Origin of the sequence: Enterococcus sp. DIV0358 (genome assembly GCF_051713465.1) — a bacterium.
GTDB classification, from domain to species: domain Bacteria; phylum Bacillota; class Bacilli; order Lactobacillales; family Enterococcaceae; genus Enterococcus; species Enterococcus faecalis.
The window spans coordinates 1,380,115-1,396,136 of sequence record NZ_JBIOPX010000001.1; the positions used below are offsets into that span (position 1 = coordinate 1,380,115).

Consider the following 16,022-nt stretch of genomic DNA (forward strand, 5'->3'; position numbering starts at 1 on the left):
TGTTTTCCTCTTCCTTTCACACTGACAATTAGGTTCTTTTTTATCATAACAAAAGAGAAGATAACAAACCAGTGGAATTTTTATAAGATTTCCTATAGGAAAGGTGTAGACCACTTTTGTTTTTTTTGTTACAATGTAAGCAGATACATTATTATGTTTTACAATTTAGGAGGCAATCACATGGGAAAATTAGGTATTTCAATTTATCCAGAACGTTCAACATTTGAAAAGGACAAAGCATATTTGGATTTGGCTCATAAATACGGCTTTAAGCGTGTCTTTACTAGTTTATTGCAAATCAATGATGATCGGGAAAAGGTATTAGCAGAGTTTAAAAAAGTCGTAGATTACGCCAACCAATTAGGTATGGAAGTGATGGTCGATATTAATCCTGCATTGTTCGAACAATTAGGCATCTCTTATGATGATTTATCATTTTTCCATGATATGGGCGCTTACGGCATTCGTTTAGATCTTGGTTTTACTGGGCAAGAAGAGGCGAATATGACAAGAAACCCTTATGGCATTAAAATTGAAATTAATATGAGTTCAGGGACAAGTTATGTAGATAATATTATGGCCTACTCACCAAACACAGAAAATTTACTAGGCTCACATAATTTCTATCCACATCGTTATACAGGCTTAGGCTATGAGCATTTTGTTTATTGTTCAGAAAAATTTAGAAAATATAATTTAAATACGATGGCGTTTGTGAACTCACACGATGCTACATTTGGGCCATGGCCGACACAAGATGGGTTATGTTCTTTGGAAGACCACCGCGATTTAGAAATTGCAACGCAAGTTAAGCATTTAGTTTTAACAGGATTAATCGATGATATTTCTGTCGGAAATGCTTATGCCTCAGAAGCAGAATTAGCAGCAATGGCAGAAGCCTTTCATGCACCGTATCCTTCGATCAAAGTGGATACAGAACCAGAAATCACAGAAGATGAAAGAATTGCATTGTTCGATAACTTACACAGTTATCGTGGAGATCGTTCTGATTACGTTTTGCGTTCAACAATGACACGTGTTTACTATAAAGATCGTCCTTTCCCAGCTCATACAACGAGAGATATTGTTCGAGGCGATGTCTTGATTGACAACGTTGGCTATGGACAATACAAAGGGGAAACACAAATTGCTTTAAAAGAAATGAAAAATGATGGCCGTGTAAATGTGGTTGGTCGTATTTCTGATGACGAACGTTTCTTATTAGAATTTTTGAAACCATGGTCAAGTTTTAAACTTATTGAAAATAAATAATTTTTAGTTTCCTATAAATAGATAAGTGGAGCATAGCGTAAAAGGTAATATTTTTGTGCTATGCTTTTTTTGTCGCAACAAAATTGTCTCATTGTAGTGGTAAAGAAAGATGGCTGAATCTTTGAATGGTAGTTGTCAAAAAAAGGGCGACAACTTATAATGAATCATACAGTTTAAATAAAAGGAGTACGTAGATGAATCGATGGTTAAAAATTTTGATTGCGCTTATTGTAGTAATTGCAATTGGTTTAATTGCGGCAGGCTTATATTTTTATAATTATGCAGTAGTTCCAGGAAAGAAAGACTTTATAAATGAGAATACCCCAGGGTCAAAAGTGGTCCAGACACCTGAAGGCGCGTGGTTTAAAGATGACAAAAATCGACAAGAATGGTCAATTACTTCAGAAGATGGGCTACGTCTAAAGGCTATTTATTTACCAGCCGACAAAAAAAGTAATCGTACCGTTATTATGGCGCATGGTTATATGGGTTCGGCAGAAACGATGTCTGTTTTTGCGAAAATGTATCATGATTGGGGCTACAATGTGTTAGCTCCAGATGCGCGTGGTCACGGGAAAAGTCAAGGAGATTATATTGGGTTCGGCTGGCCCGATCGTAAAGATTATGTCCAATGGATTGAGAAAGTTTTAACCGAAAATGGTCAGCAAGAACAAATCACTTTATACGGTGTCAGTATGGGTGCTGCCACAGTCATGATGACGAGCGGGGAAAAATTACCAGATAACGTGAAAGCCATTGTGGAAGATTGTGGCTATTCTACAGTCAATCAGGAGTTGCAATATCAATTGAAAGAGCTTTTCAATTTACCAAGTTTCCCATTAGTTAATGTTACTAGCGGGATTACGAAACTTAGAGCTGGCTATTTCTTTGGGGAAGCAAGCGCTGTTAAACAATTACAAAAGAATCATTTACCAATGCTCTTTATTCATGGTGAAAATGATACGTTTGTGCCGTTTAGTATGTTAGACGAAGTTTATAATGCAACCCAAGGACCTAAAGAGAAATATGTCGTGCCTGGAGCAGAGCATGCGAAAGCTTATAATAAAAACCCAGAAAAATATAAGGAAACAGTAGCTGCTTTTCTAGATAAATATATAAAATAACAAATTTATTCTTTACTAATAGTAGCAACAACAAAAGACTTGTTCTTAAGTTAACGACTTAGTGAACAAGTCTTTTGTTGTCAGTTGATTTTTTTTTAATAAGTTGGAATTTACCCATGCAATCTAGGGCATAATCTGATAGGATAGTACTAGAAATGAGGGAAGGATAATGGAAGAACAATTAGTCGATTATTTACACTATTTACAAATAGAGCGGGGCTTATCAAATAACACACGACGGAGTTACGAGCGAGATTTAAAAAAATACGTAGCCTTTTTACAAGAACAAGGCCTGCATTCTTGGGACGAAGTTGACCGTTACATGATTACAGAATTTTTGCAATCCCTTCACGAAGAACAGCAAGCTTCAGCAAGTGTGATTCGGATGATTTCTAGTTTGAGAGGATTTCATCAATTTTTACGTCAAGAACGCTTAAGCGAACATAATCCGATGCAACATATTGACTCCCCCAAGAAAGTTCAAAAATTGCCAAGTACATTATCTGTTGACGAAGTGACTCGATTAATTGAAACGCCTGATACAAGTAAACCACTAGGTATGCGGAATCGTGCTATTTTAGAAGTGATGTATGCAACGGGCCTGCGAGTTAGTGAGCTAATTGAAATAAAATTAGGGGATCTGCATTTATCCATTGGTTTATTGCAAACAATCGGAAAAGGGGACAAAGAACGAATTATTCCTTTAGGCGATTATGCGATTCAATGGATTGAGCGCTATATGAACGAAGCCAGACCTCAATTGATTAAAAACCATCCGAATGAAACACACCTGTTCGTTAATCATCATGGCGAACCGTTATCTAGACAGGGCATTTGGAAAAATTTAAAACAGATTGTCCGAGAAGCCCAGATAGAGAAAAATATTACGCCGCATACATTACGGCATAGTTTTGCGACACATTTGTTGGAAAATGGCGCAGATCTTAGAATCGTGCAAGAATTATTAGGACATGCAGATATCTCCACGACACAAATTTATACACATATTACCAAACAACGAATGGCAGATGTTTATAAGGAACATTTTCCTCGGGCTTAATTTGCGAGAATGCCCACAAACGAATAAATTTATGGTAAACTAGGAAGTCGAGAAAAGAAAGTAGGTGTCGTTTTTGCAAGAAATTAATTTAAAACTAGATGTCTTTGAAGGACCACTGGATCTTCTACTACATTTAATTCAAAAATTAGAAATCGATATCTATGACATTCCCATTACAGCAGTAACTGAACAATACATGTCTTATATTCATGCGATGCAAACCTTAGAGTTAGAAGTCGCTGGAGAATATCTAGTCATGGCTGCCACCTTAATGGCTATTAAAAGTCAGATGTTGCTTCCAAAACAAGAGCTTGAAATCATTGATGATGAAGATTTTTTTGAAGAGGAAGACCCACGGGAAGCTTTAGTAGCTCAGTTATTGGAGTATCGGAAATTTAAATATGCAGCGACTGTTTTACATGAAAAAGAAGAAGAACGTAAACTCTATTATACAAAAGAACCAATGGATATGGATGATTATAAAGAGGAAGATACAACACTACCGCCTAATCAAATCAATACAATTGATTTATTTCTAGCCTTTCATGCCATGTTAGAAAAGAAAAAAAATCGCCAGCCTGTTGAAACAACTGTTGCCAGTGACGATGTTTCCATCGAAGAAAAAATCTCCGCTATTTCAGAGCGTATGCGTCAAGTACAGAAAGGGAAGGCAGTGTCGTTTGATTCTTTCTTCGATTCTTATTCCAAACAAGAAATTGTGACAACGTTCATGGCTCTTTTAGAATTAATGAAAACGGGCGCGATTTATGCTGAACAAGAAAATAATTATAGTGAAATTTTGTTATTTAATACAGAAACCCAGCAGGAAGATACAACAGAGGTGGAGGAAACACAGTGACATTAGTTAGTCAAATTGAAGCAATTTTATTTGTGGTTGGCGAAGAAGGAATTGGCTTGGAAGAGCTTGCGTACTTATTAGAGAAGTCAACAGCAAAAACCTATGAAGAATTAACGAAATTGAAAGAACATTATGCTTCTGACAATAAATCGGCGTTGAATATTTTAGAAGTCGGCAATCATTTTGTCTTAACAACTAAGAAAAAATATGCCTCATTACTAAAAAAATATGCGCAATCGCCTATGTCGAACGCCTTATCACAAGCGGCGCTAGAAACATTATCCATTATTGCTTATAAGCAACCAATTTCGCGTATTGAAATTGATGAAATTCGTGGCGTACAGACTTCCGGCTCTATCCAAAAGTTAGTTGCCCGTCAGTTAATAGAAGAAAAAGGCCGCGTAGATGGTCCTGGTAGAGCGATTTTGTATGGCACAACGAAGTATTTTATGGATTACTTTGGGTTGAAAAGTTTAGATGAATTACCAGATATCCAACAAATGGAAGATGAATTAGAAGAAGAACTACCAATGGATCTATTTTTTGATCGTTATCAAGAAACGAACCCAATGTCTGAAACAACGGAAGGCGAGGAAGCTTAAACAATGGAAAGATTACAAAAAGCAATTGCTCATGCTGGGGTGACTTCGCGTCGCAAAGCAGAGGAATTAATTGTCAAAGGTCGCGTAAAAGTCAATGGCCAAGTGGTCAAAGAATTAGGAACGCAAGTAAGTAAACAAGATACTGTTGAGGTTGATGGTGTACCAATTTATCAAGAAGAATATGGTTATTATTTATTCTATAAACCAAGAGGGGTTATTTCTGCGGTGTCTGACGATAAAGGCCGTAAAGTAGTAACGGATTATTTTACAGATGTTACTGAGCGAATTTATCCAGTCGGTCGTCTGGATTATGATACTTCTGGGTTGTTACTTTTAACGAATGATGGAAGTTTTTCACAAAAATTAACCCATCCTAAACATGAAGTAGATAAAGTCTACGTAGCAAAAATTAAAGGTGTACCAACTAAACGGGATCTATTGCCATTAGCCAAAGGCATTCGCGTTGATGGCAAACGCACAGCACCAGCCAATTTTCAAATTCTTTCAGCGGACATTAAAACAGGTAGCAGTGTCGTGGAATTAACGATTCATGAAGGACGTAATCATCAAGTGAAGAAAATGTTTCAAGCTGTTGGTTTCCCTGTTCAAAAATTAAAACGTGAACGTTACGGTGAGTTGACCTTACAAGGTTTGCGACCAGGGCAATATCGTGATTTAACTAAAAAAGAAATCAGTCAATTATTAAATCAAGCTAAATAAGATAAAATGACTCGATCTCTTCGCGCTTATGGCGGAGGGATTGTTTTTTTTTTTGAGAAACGAAACAATCAATGAAATTTAATAAAAAAGCTTAGTTAGTTGCATTCATTGTTCAAATCGGTTACACTAAGTAAGTAAAAAAATATAATACAAGGTTCGTCTTCAGGGGCAGGGTGTAATTCCCGACCGGTGGTTATAGTCCACGACTCGTTTTTAACGATTGAATTGGTGTAATTCCAATACCGACAGTATAGTCTGGATAAAGAAGATAGGGCTTATTTGAGACGCTTTTTCATCAGATAATCCTACTCTATTTTTCCCTGCAGAAAAATAGGGTTTTTTTGTATGACAAAGAAGCGAATCAAAAAGTTCGTTGAAGATGGGTCCTTAATTGGAGGATTTCAGATGAACAACAAGGTACAAAAAATGGTCAGCATTGCAATGTTGGCCGCAATCGGTACAGTATTACAATTTGTGGCATTTCCGATTATGCCGGCGTTTAGTTTTTTGAAAATCGATTTTAGTGATATTCCGATTTTACTCGGAATGTTCTTGTACGGACCGTTAGCAGGAGTAATTACTGCTTTTGTTCGTTCGTTGTTACACCTGTTCTTAACCGGACTAGCACCGCAAAATATGGTGGGAGATTTCGCTAGCTTTTTAGCAAGTAGTATCTTCACCTTGCCAATTTTTTATTTCTTTGGTAAAAAGAAAAATATCCGTACAAATCGGATAGTGGGCTTAGTAAGTGGGATCTTAGCCTTGACAATTTTCATGAGTATTGCGAATTATTTTGTCATTACACCCATTTACTTACAATTATATGGTGTGACCACACAACAATTTTTAGGAACATCTTTAGCAAGCTATGTGGCGATTGGTATTGTGCCATTCAACCTTATTAAAGGCCTCTTAGTCAGTGGTGTTTTTCTAGTACTACATGCGAAGTTATTGCCATGGCTATCAAAAAAACAACATACTATTCAGAAAAAAACACCGTTAACAAAATAAATGATAAAAAACCTGCTGTTGAACAATGTTTGACAGTGGGTTTTTAAAATTTACGCTTAAAAGAAAAGAGGTTGTCATAATCTGTCATCATTCTGTTAAAAAATACTAAACCATCTGCATTGTAATTTTAACTTTCCCTTGGTATGATAGAAATCATCAAAGAAAGAGGAGTTTTCCTGAGTGAAAAAGTGTAAAAATTGTCGTCACGTGAATCGTGATACGGAGTCCTTTTGTGAAGAATGCGGCGCTCCGCTAATGAATGAATCAATGCATCAAGAGGAAAACCAAGCACAACCATCAATGAATAAAGGGAACGAATCTACTCCTCTCAGATCAAAAAGAAGCTGGATCTGGGTGTTTCTTTTTGTGTTCATCGTTCTTGGAGCGGGTAGCTATTTTCTCGGGACGCATTATTTTTCTAAGGAACAACAAATTTCTCATTTTATTGAAGCGATTGAGAATGGTGATGCCCAAGAATTAAGTAAAAAAATGAGGACGAACGAGTCTGAATTTCAAGTGAATCCGCAAAGCATTAAGCCTTTAATCACTTATTATCAAAAAAATCCAACTGAGCTAAAAAAATTAGAAAAAGCGCTATTAAAGGATAAAAAGCTACATGGTTTAACTATTCGTGAAACAAGTCAAACAGCATTTTTCTCTCACCGTTATCAATTCATTTTAACGCCTGTTTCTGTTCAGTTAACGACGAATCAGCGCGGTGTGACGCTGGCAATGAACGGTCGGGAAGTGGGAACTTCCGACTCAACCACTTATCAAAAAGAATTGGGACCCTTAGCGCCAGGACAATATACCTTTACAGCCACAGTGAAAGATAGCACCGGCGAACCTGTTATCACAGAAGAGTATCGTTTATTAGAAGAGGAAAATTATATTTCTAGTATTCCTTTAGATTTTAAACGAATGAATTTTGTTGTGGAGAGCAATCTGCCAGACGCAGATATTTATATTAATGATCGGAAAGTTGGTACGCTAACGAATGGAAGCAAAACGATTGGCCCTTTGTTCTGGTCCAAAGGGATGACGATTCAACTTAAAAAGACGATTAATGGAGAAGAAATTCAAACATCAAAAGAAACGATTGGTGAAAATGATTTTGTCGAAGCGCTCTCCGATAATCCAACGCTACAATTGAATTTTCCGTTAGCTAGCGACTATGATGCCCGCAAAGCGCTAGAAACCTTTTATCAAGCATTTGCCAAACAAGTGAAAAGTCATACGGATAGTACAGAATTTGCTAAAAAATATCTCGTTGGTGGGGAAAATAATCCTCAATTTCCTTCTTTTATAGAAGCACTTGAACGATTACGTGAAAAGAAATCGACCGATGTTTCACCAGATTTTGAAGTAACCATTAATACGCTACAATTGGATGGTAAAGAAAATTACCATGTCAATTATTATTTAGAAGCCAAAAATTCTAAAGCAAAAGAAAATGGTCTTCGTTATGAATGGATCAATGGCCTAAATGATCAAATTCATTTAGTCAAAGAACCGCTAAAAGAAGGACAATTACAGTTTGTTTCGATAGATGAACAAACACTTGCTTGGCTCGAAAAAATACTCTAAGCAAAAATGAGTGCTAAATTATTTAGCACTCATTTTTGCTTATTTCTATTGCACGCGTGGGACATTTGCGGTACGCTTTTAACACATTCTCGCGTTCGTTTTCTGGAATAAATTGTTGTCGAGCATGCGGCTCGTCTTTAAAAAGGACAATTCCATGATCATCATAATCAAATATATTGGGCGCATAAACTTGACAAAGTCCACAAGCAATACATTTTTCAGGAACTAAACGTGATTGCATAAACAGTGACACATCCTATCTAAAAGAGGTTTACTATGGAAGCAACTTTTATTTTAGCGTTATTATCTCACGGATACAAGGTACGTGCATCAACTTTGTATCATCTTTTAAAAGGCAAACGGACTAGCTCTGTTTTGATTTATGGTTTTTTATATGATTGTTTACGATTCATTGGCTGGTGGCCAACGATTTCCGAACAAGCCTATTTTCAATTTCTTGAAAAACTTTCGAAGGCGAAACAAATTCAGTATCACAAAGAGACAAATGAGATTCAACTAACAAAAGAAGGGCAACTGTTTTTAAAGGAGCACCATTTTTCGTTGCTGGATTATCCTGCAATTGATCTTTATCGTTTTGGCAGAAGTGATCGAGAAAGTTGGCAACTCATTCAATTTGCCGTGCAAGTGACTTCGTATTTATCATTTGAGGAAAAACAGTATATTCCACTTTTATCAACACCGATTCCGCAACTATATTTGAAACGATGGTTACAAAAAGACAAGAAAGAGCAGCGCATTCAATCAATCAAAGAAGAACTGTTGCGAGGGTTTGAGTTACTACCTGAAGCAGAAAGCGACTATTTGGTTGCGCAACTTTCTGGTTATCAGCAAACTGGCAAAGTTCCTCAGCAATTAACAAGCCATAAGACAGCTCTTGAACAGCGTTTGTGGCACACGCAAGCGGTTCATCATTTACTGCAGTTGATAATGTACGGAGGAAACTATCCTGCTTTACAAACGCTTGTATGGCCGTATCTAGAAAAAAATCTAAACCAAAGTATGCAAGAAACTCAACGATTGTTAACGGAAGGTAAGACACTTCAAGAAATTGCTGAGCAGCGAAAAATAAAACTGAGTACCATTCATGATCATCTATTAGAGTTGGCTATTCAAGGGCAGCTGCAGGCGTCTGTTTATCTTGAAAAGGAGGCAATGCTCCAAAAATTGGCTCAAATAGAACAAGATCCGCGGTTGTGGGTGTATCGGGATTGGCGAGCGCAAGAAGAGACGCTTTCTTATTTAGATTTCCGCTTATATCAAATCCAACAAATTTGGCAAGAAAAGGAGTGAGTGTTGTTGACATTAGAACAAGAATTATTCACTCGATTTGGTTATGCAGAGTTTAAGCCTGGTCAAAAAGAAGTGATTACAAACTTACTTGACGGTATGAATACATTGGCTGTTTTGCCAACAGGCACTGGCAAATCATTGTGTTATCAATTTGTGGGTCAGAAGTTAGAGGGACTAACGGTAATTGTTTCTCCTTTACTTTCGTTAATGGAAGATCAGGTGCGTCAATTACAAAGACAAGGAATTAAAGGTGCGGTTGCCTTAAACAGTACGTTACAATATTCAGAAAAGCGTTATATTTTAGCGAAAATGTTCCAATACGATTATCTGTTTTTAAGCCCAGAAATGCTTTTGCAACAAGAAGTACTTAGTGTGTTACAACGCCAAAAAATTGCATTATTTGTGGTGGATGAAGCCCATTGTGTTTATCAGTGGGGCGTCGATTTTCGCCCTGAATATAGTAAATTAGATCTGGTCCAAAAACAGCTAGACTTTCCTTTGACCTTGGCGTTAACTGCCACAGCGACACCCGTTGTACAGCACGCAATTATAAAACAATTATTTTCTCATGGTAGCTATCAAGAAGTTCTTTCTTCAGTGAATCGAAAAAATATTGGCTTGTTCGTGAAGGAAACGTCAGAAAAAGAAGAAGTGTTACTAGATTACTTATCTAAAACGTCTGGTAAAATCATTATCTATTGCGCCACGCGCAACAAAACAGAACAAATTAGTCAACTTATTCAGGCGAAAACCAGTTTTAAGGTAGCCTATTATCATGGGGGCTTGGAGGCTAGTGAACGTAGTCGCTTGCAAGAACAATTTATTGATAATCAAATCGATATTCTTTGTGCAACGAATGCTTTTGGGATGGGAATCGACAAACCTGATGTTCGTGGAGTGATTCATTTTGATTTGCCTGATAGCTTAGAAAATTACCTGCAGGAAATCGGGCGAGCTGGACGTGATGGTCAAAAAAGTTGGGCGCTATTATTGTATAAAAAAGGGGATGAATTTATTCATCGGTTTTTCTTAGAAGAGACAAGAGCGAATCGAGCGACCTTAAAATCGCTGATTGAAGGAGAAGAACAAGCAGGTTTGTTAGAAAATGCCACCGAGTTACAACAAAAATGGGTCCAAGGCTATTTAGCCAAGGATTATTCTTTTGAAGAGCTAGAGCATCGTTTAGAGGAGAAAGAAAAAGATCGTCAAACGCAATTAAGAGGGATGCTGACGTATATTGAAACCACAACCTGTCGAAGAACGTTGATTCAAACTTATTTTCAAGAACCGATTGTAAAACAATCACCGGAAACTTGTTGTGATAATTGTGCGTTATTCTTTGACATTTACCAAGATTCAATAGTAAAATCGAACAAGACCAGCAATCAAAATGAAGAAGATTGGCGTTCTAAATTTCTAAAATTATTTAAAGAACGTGATTAATTCATTTTTTTAGTCGGCAGTTGGCAAAAGCTATGATATAATAACAAGCGAGAGAAGTTTAGGAGGAAATTAGCAGTGAGTAAAAAGGACAAAAAGAAAAACCAAGCTCGTGAGCCATGGGAACAATCAATTTATGAACCTGATCAAAATGGTGGTGGTTCTCGTTTAGCAAAACGCCAACAGCAACGAGGAAATTCATTATTTCTAACTGTTTTAGTTATTTTGCTATTATTAATTATTGCCATTCCAATTGGGACTTTCTTATGGATGATGCAAGACAAGAAACCGAACGAAAGTGCTAGCAAAAATAGCCAGCCATCTTCTTCATTAGTCCAATCATCATCAAAAGAGAAGAAAAAAGAAAGTACGTCAAAATCAGTGGAAAGCTCAGAACCAGCAAGCAGCCAACCAGCTGAAAATACAACACCTTCAAGTTCTGATGCTGCTGCACAGCAACAACAGGACCAACAAGCACAACAACAACAGGACCAACAAGCACAACAGCAACAACAACAAGAAGCTCAAAATCAACAACAGCAACAAGCGCAGAACCAACAACCTGTTTATGATACCGTTCAAAGTGGTGAAGGGGCACGTCAAGTTGCCGAACGTAACGGAATGACATTAGAACAAATTTTAGCGTTAAATCCTGGGATTGATACATCTGTGTTTTATCCGGGACAACCATTACGTATTAAATAATCCAGAAAAAGAGGTTTGGACAGCACTTTCAAGGGCTAAACCGCGACGGATGATTACATGAGAATGCCAATAAGCAGAAATTTCCGAAAGATGGTTTGCGTCTTTCGAGGGATTTCGGCTTATTGCTTTTTCGTTAGAAACTCGTCATCAGTTTAAATCCAAGTTCTTTTCTTCTGATTTTAATATAAAAGAAGAAGCGCATTTTAAAGGATGCATATCAGTTAAGGAGTTTTTTCATGGGGAAAATCAGTATTGCTATTGACGGACCAGCTTCGTCAGGCAAAAGTACAGTTGCAAAAATTTTAGCAAAACAATTGAATTATGTGTATTGTGACACGGGTGCCATGTACCGAGCGATTACGTATCTGGCCTTGCAAAATCAAATCGACATTCAAGCGGAAGAGCCATTAGTAGCGCTTTGTGTCAACCACACTATTTCTTTTCAGCAAGCAGAGAATGGCCAACGTGTTTTTATCGACGGTCATGAAGTGACCGAAGCGATTCGCCAGCCAGATGTAACGAATGCTGTTTCAGCTGTTTCAAAACATGCAAAAGTTAGAGAAGAAATGGTGGCGTTACAACAGAAAATTGGTCAAGCCGGCGGAGTTGTCATGGATGGTCGAGATATTGGTACTGCAGTTTTACCAAAGGCCGAAGTAAAGATATTCTTGGTGGCTAGCGTTGAAGAACGTGCAGAACGTCGTTTTAAAGAAAATCAAGAAAAAGGGATTGAGACGGATTTTGAAACCTTGAAGGCGGAGATTGAACGTCGGGATTATTTAGATTCAACCAGAGAAGTATCACCCCTTGTCCAAGCAAGTGATGCTGTGAAAATCGATACAACAGGGTTGACGATTGAAGAAGTCGTCGCCGCCATACAAAATGTGATTAAACAAAAAGGTTTTGAACTTTTTTAAAGAATTTTAAGAAAAATAGAAGAAATCGCTTTATTTTTTTACAAAAATCTCGTACTATGTAAGTATATATAGCTAAGTTTTGGAATTTTTGTTGGCATAGGAGGATAAGAGGCATGACAGATTTTGAAGACAAACAAGTAGCAAACAACGAAACAATGGAAGATGCAATGAACAGCGTTCAAGAAGTCAGTGTTGGCGATATTGTTAAAGGCGAAGTTTTAGCCATTGAAGACAAACAAGTTGTTGTCGGCATTGAAGGAGCGGGCGTTGAAGGCGTTGTTCCTGCAAAGGAATTATCGACTTTACCAGTTGAAGATGTACACGAACTTGTGAAAGTCGGTGATGTGTTAGATTTAGTTGTTATCACATCAATTGGCAAAGATAAAGAAAACGGCAGTTATTTACTGTCAAAACGCCGTTTAGATGCTAAAAAAGTTTGGGAAGAAATTGAACAAGATTTCCAAGCGGGCAAAGTAATCGAAGCACCTGTTACAAATGTTGTTAAAGGTGGTTTGGTTGTTGATGTTGGTGTTCGCGGATTTGTTCCTGCCTCAATGGTTGAAGATCATTTTGTTGCAGATTTTTCTGAATATAAAGGTCAAACACTAGCATTTAAAATTATTGAAATCGAACCTTCAGAAAACCGCTTAATTCTTTCACATAAAGCAGTTGTTGAAGCTGAAAAAGAATCGAAAAAAGAAGAATTACTTTCTTCCTTACATGACGGAGACGTTGTTGAAGGGAAAGTAGCTCGTTTGACAGATTTCGGCGCATTCATTGATTTAGGTGGCGTGGATGGTTTAGTTCATGTTTCTGAAATTGCTCATCAGCATGTGGGCCAACCAAGTGATGCGTTAACTGTTGGCGAAGACGTTCAAGTAAAAATTCTTTCAATTAATCCAGAAGAAGGACGTATTTCTTTATCTATTAAAGAAACACTGCCTGGACCATGGACAGATATCGAAACAAAAGCAGCCGCTGGGACTGTTTTAGATGGCACAGTAAAACGCCTAACAAGCTTCGGTGCCTTTGTGGAAGTTTTCCCTGGTGTGGAAGGATTAGTGCATATTTCTCAAATTTCTCACAAGCATATTGCAACGCCTCATGAAGTCCTTCATGAAGGGGATCAAGTACAAGTGAAAGTTTTAGAAGTTAATCCAGAGGAACATCGTATTGCTTTAAGTATCAAAGCGTTAGAACCAAAACCTGAGTCTCAAGAAGAACCAAAAGAAGAACAGGAATATGAATTGCCTGAAGAAAATACTGGCTTTACCATGGGCGATATTTTAGGTGACGCTTTATCTGATGCGAAAGAAGAGGAATAACCCGTTACTTTCTTGAAATTTATGAGTTTGACATAGCCGTAAACAGATTGGCTATGTCAAACTCATTTTTTCTTGAATTGGTTAGAAAATCAGCAGAAACTAAAACTTTTCTTGCACTTTAAGGTTTGATTAGGTAAACTAGTAAGGATTGAAATTCTCAAGGAGGGAATCAAATGGCAAATCCAACTATTGCGATTGTCGGTAGACCGAATGTCGGTAAATCGACTATTTTTAACCGCATTGCCGGTGAGCGTATCTCGATTGTAGAAGATACTCCTGGCGTAACACGCGACCGTATTTATACAACTGGAGAATGGTTAGGGCGTGAATTTAGTATTATTGATACAGGTGGGATTGATTTAGGTGACGAACCATTTATGGACCAAATCAAACACCAAGCAGAAATTGCGATTGATGAAGCAGATGTGATTATCTTTGTTGCTAGTGGCCGTGAAGGAATTACTGATGCAGATGAGTTAGTAGCAAAAATTTTATATCGTAGTAATAAACCAGTGATCTTAGCTGTTAATAAAGTTGACAATCCTGAAATGCGTAATGATATTTATGAATTTTATGCTTTAGGACTAGGGGATCCTTTCCCAGTTTCTGGTAGTCATGGTTTAGGCATTGGCGATGTGTTAGACGAAGCAGTTAAACATTTTCCTAACACTTCAGAAGAAGAGGACGAAGATACAATTAAATTCAGTTTAATCGGGCGTCCAAATGTCGGTAAATCATCATTGATTAATGCTATTCTTGGTGAGGATCGCGTGATTGTTTCAGATATTGAAGGAACAACGCGAGATGCAATCGATACGTATTTTGAATCTGAAGAAGGTCAAAAGTTCTTAATGATTGATACAGCTGGTATGCGTAAACGTGGAAAAGTATACGAATCAACTGAAAAATATAGCGTCATGCGCGCAATGCGGGCGATTGAACGCTCAGACATTGTTTTAATGGTCTTGAATGCAGAAGAAGGTATTCGTGAGCAAGACAAGCGTGTGGCGGGCTATGCCCATGAAGCAGGTCGCGGTATTATTATCGTGGTCAACAAATGGGATACAGTCAAAAAAGATACAAATACAATGCGTGATTTTGAAGCGGAAATTCGTGATGAATTCCAATATTTAGATTATGCACCCATTATTTTTGTGTCTGCATTAACCAAACAACGTTTAAACAAACTGCCTGAACTAATTGAAACGGTAAGTATGAATCAAAACTTACGGATTCCTTCAGCGTTGTTAAATGACGTTGTAATGGATGCTGTAGCAATTAATCCGACACCAACCGATAAAGGAAAACGTTTGAAGATTTTTTATGCAACACAAGTGGCAGTCAAACCACCTACATTTGTTATTTTTGTCAACGAAGAAGAACTAATGCACTTTTCTTATGCCCGGTTTTTAGAAAATCAAATCAGAAAAGCATTTACGTTTGAGGGCACGCCAATTAAAATCATTCCGCGACGCCGAAAATAGTGCATTCTACCATACTTTTTTTAGATATTCAAATAAATTTATCAACTTTGAGAAAAAATGATTATTTTTTGAAAAAACTGGTTAAAATACACTAAAAACCTTGCTATTACAACTTTCTTATGCTATCTTGTTAACAGAATATTGAACCAGATCAATATTTGCTGTCTGTTTTTGGACCACTCAAAAATAGACGGAACTTTAGGTGTGTAAAAACATCGTATCTCTTATAGAGGAGGTGAAATGATCCATGGCAAATAAAGCAGAATTAATCGAAAACGTTGCATCTTCAACTGGTTTAACTAAAAAAGATGCTACTGCAGCAGTAGACGCTGTCTTTTCAACAATTCAAGAAACTCTTGCTAAAGGTGAAAAAGTTCAATTAATCGGTTTTGGTAACTTTGAAGTTCGCGAACGCGCAGCTCGTAAAGGACGTAACCCACAAACTGGACAAGAAATTCAAATCGCTGCAAGCAAAGTACCTGCATTCAAACCAGGTAAAGCATTGAAAGATGCAGTGAAATAAGACAGACAATTAGAACCCTTGGTTTCCAAGGGTTCTTTTTTGAATCATACATAAAAAATGTTATTTTAAGAGGTGGTCGAAA

The 16,022-nt window shown here is 37.3% G+C and carries 16 protein-coding genes and 1 riboswitch; of the genes, 15 read left to right on the forward strand and 1 reads right to left on the reverse strand.

The annotated features are described in order from the left end of the window. Positions 1-180 precede the first annotated feature (180 nt). The 8 genes from IGK70_RS06790 to IGK70_RS06825 all read left to right on the forward strand — a co-directional run bounded on the left by IGK70_RS06790 (position 181) and on the right by IGK70_RS06825 (position 8,235). Complete coding sequence (locus IGK70_RS06790; protein WP_002360357.1) at positions 181-1,272, forward strand: DUF871 domain-containing protein; 1,092 nt, start codon at positions 181-183, stop codon at positions 1,270-1,272. Between the two features lie 194 nt (positions 1,273-1,466). Next, positions 1,467-2,396, forward strand: coding sequence for an alpha/beta hydrolase (locus IGK70_RS06795; protein WP_002357629.1), 930 nt, complete (start codon positions 1,467-1,469; stop codon positions 2,394-2,396). A 169-nt stretch (positions 2,397-2,565) separates the two neighbouring features. Continuing rightward, positions 2,566-3,456 carry a site-specific tyrosine recombinase XerD gene (gene xerD, locus IGK70_RS06800; protein WP_002360354.1) on the forward strand — a complete coding sequence of 297 codons (891 nt, stop codon included), beginning with the start codon at positions 2,566-2,568 and terminating at the stop codon, positions 3,454-3,456. Between the two features lie 64 nt (positions 3,457-3,520). Then, on the forward strand, positions 3,521-4,315 hold the full coding sequence (locus IGK70_RS06805) for a segregation/condensation protein A (RefSeq protein WP_002382313.1): 795 nt from the start codon (positions 3,521-3,523) through the stop codon (positions 4,313-4,315). Further along, positions 4,312-4,917, forward strand: a complete 606-nt coding sequence (gene scpB / locus IGK70_RS06810; protein WP_002357625.1) for an SMC-Scp complex subunit ScpB — start codon at positions 4,312-4,314, stop codon at positions 4,915-4,917. Before IGK70_RS06805 ends, scpB begins: the two co-directional genes overlap by 4 nt. Positions 4,918-4,920: 3 nt before the next feature. Beyond that, the gene (locus tag IGK70_RS06815) at positions 4,921-5,637 is read left to right on the forward strand and encodes a pseudouridine synthase (RefSeq protein WP_104855895.1); all 717 of its coding nucleotides are present in this window, start codon (positions 4,921-4,923) and stop codon (positions 5,635-5,637) included. A gap of 154 nt (positions 5,638-5,791) precedes the next feature. Further along, positions 5,792-5,911: riboswitch (FMN riboswitch) on the forward strand. Between the two features lie 71 nt (positions 5,912-5,982). Continuing rightward, on the forward strand, positions 5,983-6,648 hold the full coding sequence (locus tag IGK70_RS06820) for an ECF transporter S component (protein WP_002382314.1): 666 nt from the start codon (positions 5,983-5,985) through the stop codon (positions 6,646-6,648). A gap of 255 nt (positions 6,649-6,903) precedes the next feature. Next, a complete protein-coding gene (locus IGK70_RS06825) occupies positions 6,904-8,235 on the forward strand; it encodes a zinc ribbon domain-containing protein (RefSeq protein ID WP_220421660.1) in 1,332 nt (443 codons plus the stop codon). A 22-nt stretch (positions 8,236-8,257) separates the two neighbouring features. Here IGK70_RS06825 and IGK70_RS06830 read toward each other — a convergent pair whose 3' ends face one another. Next, positions 8,258-8,476: a ferredoxin gene (locus tag IGK70_RS06830; protein ID WP_002357617.1), complete on the reverse strand. Its 219-nt coding sequence runs from the start codon at positions 8,474-8,476 to the stop codon at positions 8,258-8,260. Positions 8,477-8,511: 35 nt separating this feature from the next. Here IGK70_RS06830 and IGK70_RS06835 point away from each other — a divergent pair, with 35 nt between their 5' ends. The 7 genes from IGK70_RS06835 to IGK70_RS06865 all read left to right on the forward strand — a co-directional run bounded on the left by IGK70_RS06835 (position 8,512) and on the right by IGK70_RS06865 (position 15,940). Further along, the gene (locus IGK70_RS06835; protein WP_104855956.1) at positions 8,512-9,546 is read left to right on the forward strand and encodes a helix-turn-helix domain-containing protein; all 1,035 of its coding nucleotides are present in this window, start codon (positions 8,512-8,514) and stop codon (positions 9,544-9,546) included. Next, a complete protein-coding gene (locus IGK70_RS06840; protein ID WP_104855957.1) occupies positions 9,547-10,989 on the forward strand; it encodes a RecQ family ATP-dependent DNA helicase in 1,443 nt (480 codons plus the stop codon). Positions 10,990-11,064: 75 nt separating this feature from the next. Further along, entirely contained in the window at positions 11,065-11,691 is a 627-nt protein-coding gene (locus IGK70_RS06845) for a LysM peptidoglycan-binding domain-containing protein (protein ID WP_104855958.1), read from the forward strand. A gap of 236 nt (positions 11,692-11,927) precedes the next feature. Next, positions 11,928-12,608, forward strand: coding sequence for a (d)CMP kinase (gene cmk / locus IGK70_RS06850; RefSeq protein WP_002357612.1), 681 nt, complete (start codon positions 11,928-11,930; stop codon positions 12,606-12,608). A gap of 113 nt (positions 12,609-12,721) precedes the next feature. After that, on the forward strand, positions 12,722-13,933 hold the full coding sequence (rpsA, locus tag IGK70_RS06855; protein WP_104855959.1) for a 30S ribosomal protein S1: 1,212 nt from the start codon (positions 12,722-12,724) through the stop codon (positions 13,931-13,933). A gap of 173 nt (positions 13,934-14,106) precedes the next feature. Continuing rightward, positions 14,107-15,417: a ribosome biogenesis GTPase Der gene (gene der, locus IGK70_RS06860; RefSeq protein WP_002357608.1), complete on the forward strand. Its 1,311-nt coding sequence runs from the start codon at positions 14,107-14,109 to the stop codon at positions 15,415-15,417. A 247-nt stretch (positions 15,418-15,664) separates the two neighbouring features. Further along, positions 15,665-15,940 carry an HU family DNA-binding protein gene (locus IGK70_RS06865; protein ID WP_002357604.1) on the forward strand — a complete coding sequence of 92 codons (276 nt, stop codon included), beginning with the start codon at positions 15,665-15,667 and terminating at the stop codon, positions 15,938-15,940. Positions 15,941-16,022 lie beyond the last annotated feature (82 nt).

Bases quoted from the DNA above. Each gene is read 5' to 3' on its own strand.
- IGK70_RS06790 (WP_002360357.1), top strand. From the start codon at position 181: ATGGGAAAATTAGGTATTTCAATTTATCCAGAACGTTCAACATTTGAA.
- IGK70_RS06795 (WP_002357629.1), top strand. From the start codon at position 1,467: ATGAATCGATGGTTAAAAATTTTGATTGCGCTTATTGTAGTAATTGCA.
- xerD (WP_002360354.1), top strand. From the start codon at position 2,566: ATGGAAGAACAATTAGTCGATTATTTACACTATTTACAAATAGAGCGG.
- IGK70_RS06815 (WP_104855895.1), top strand. From the start codon at position 4,921: ATGGAAAGATTACAAAAAGCAATTGCTCATGCTGGGGTGACTTCGCGT.
- IGK70_RS06820 (WP_002382314.1), top strand. From the start codon at position 5,983: ATGACAAAGAAGCGAATCAAAAAGTTCGTTGAAGATGGGTCCTTAATT.
- IGK70_RS06825 (WP_220421660.1), top strand. From the start codon at position 6,904: ATGAATGAATCAATGCATCAAGAGGAAAACCAAGCACAACCATCAATG.
- IGK70_RS06830 (WP_002357617.1), bottom strand. From the start codon at position 8,476: ATGCAATCACGTTTAGTTCCTGAAAAATGTATTGCTTGTGGACTTTGT.
- IGK70_RS06835 (WP_104855956.1), top strand. From the start codon at position 8,512: ATGGAAGCAACTTTTATTTTAGCGTTATTATCTCACGGATACAAGGTA.
- cmk (WP_002357612.1), top strand. From the start codon at position 11,928: ATGGGGAAAATCAGTATTGCTATTGACGGACCAGCTTCGTCAGGCAAA.
- rpsA (WP_104855959.1), top strand. From the start codon at position 12,722: ATGACAGATTTTGAAGACAAACAAGTAGCAAACAACGAAACAATGGAA.
- der (WP_002357608.1), top strand. From the start codon at position 14,107: ATGGCAAATCCAACTATTGCGATTGTCGGTAGACCGAATGTCGGTAAA.
- IGK70_RS06865 (WP_002357604.1), top strand. From the start codon at position 15,665: ATGGCAAATAAAGCAGAATTAATCGAAAACGTTGCATCTTCAACTGGT.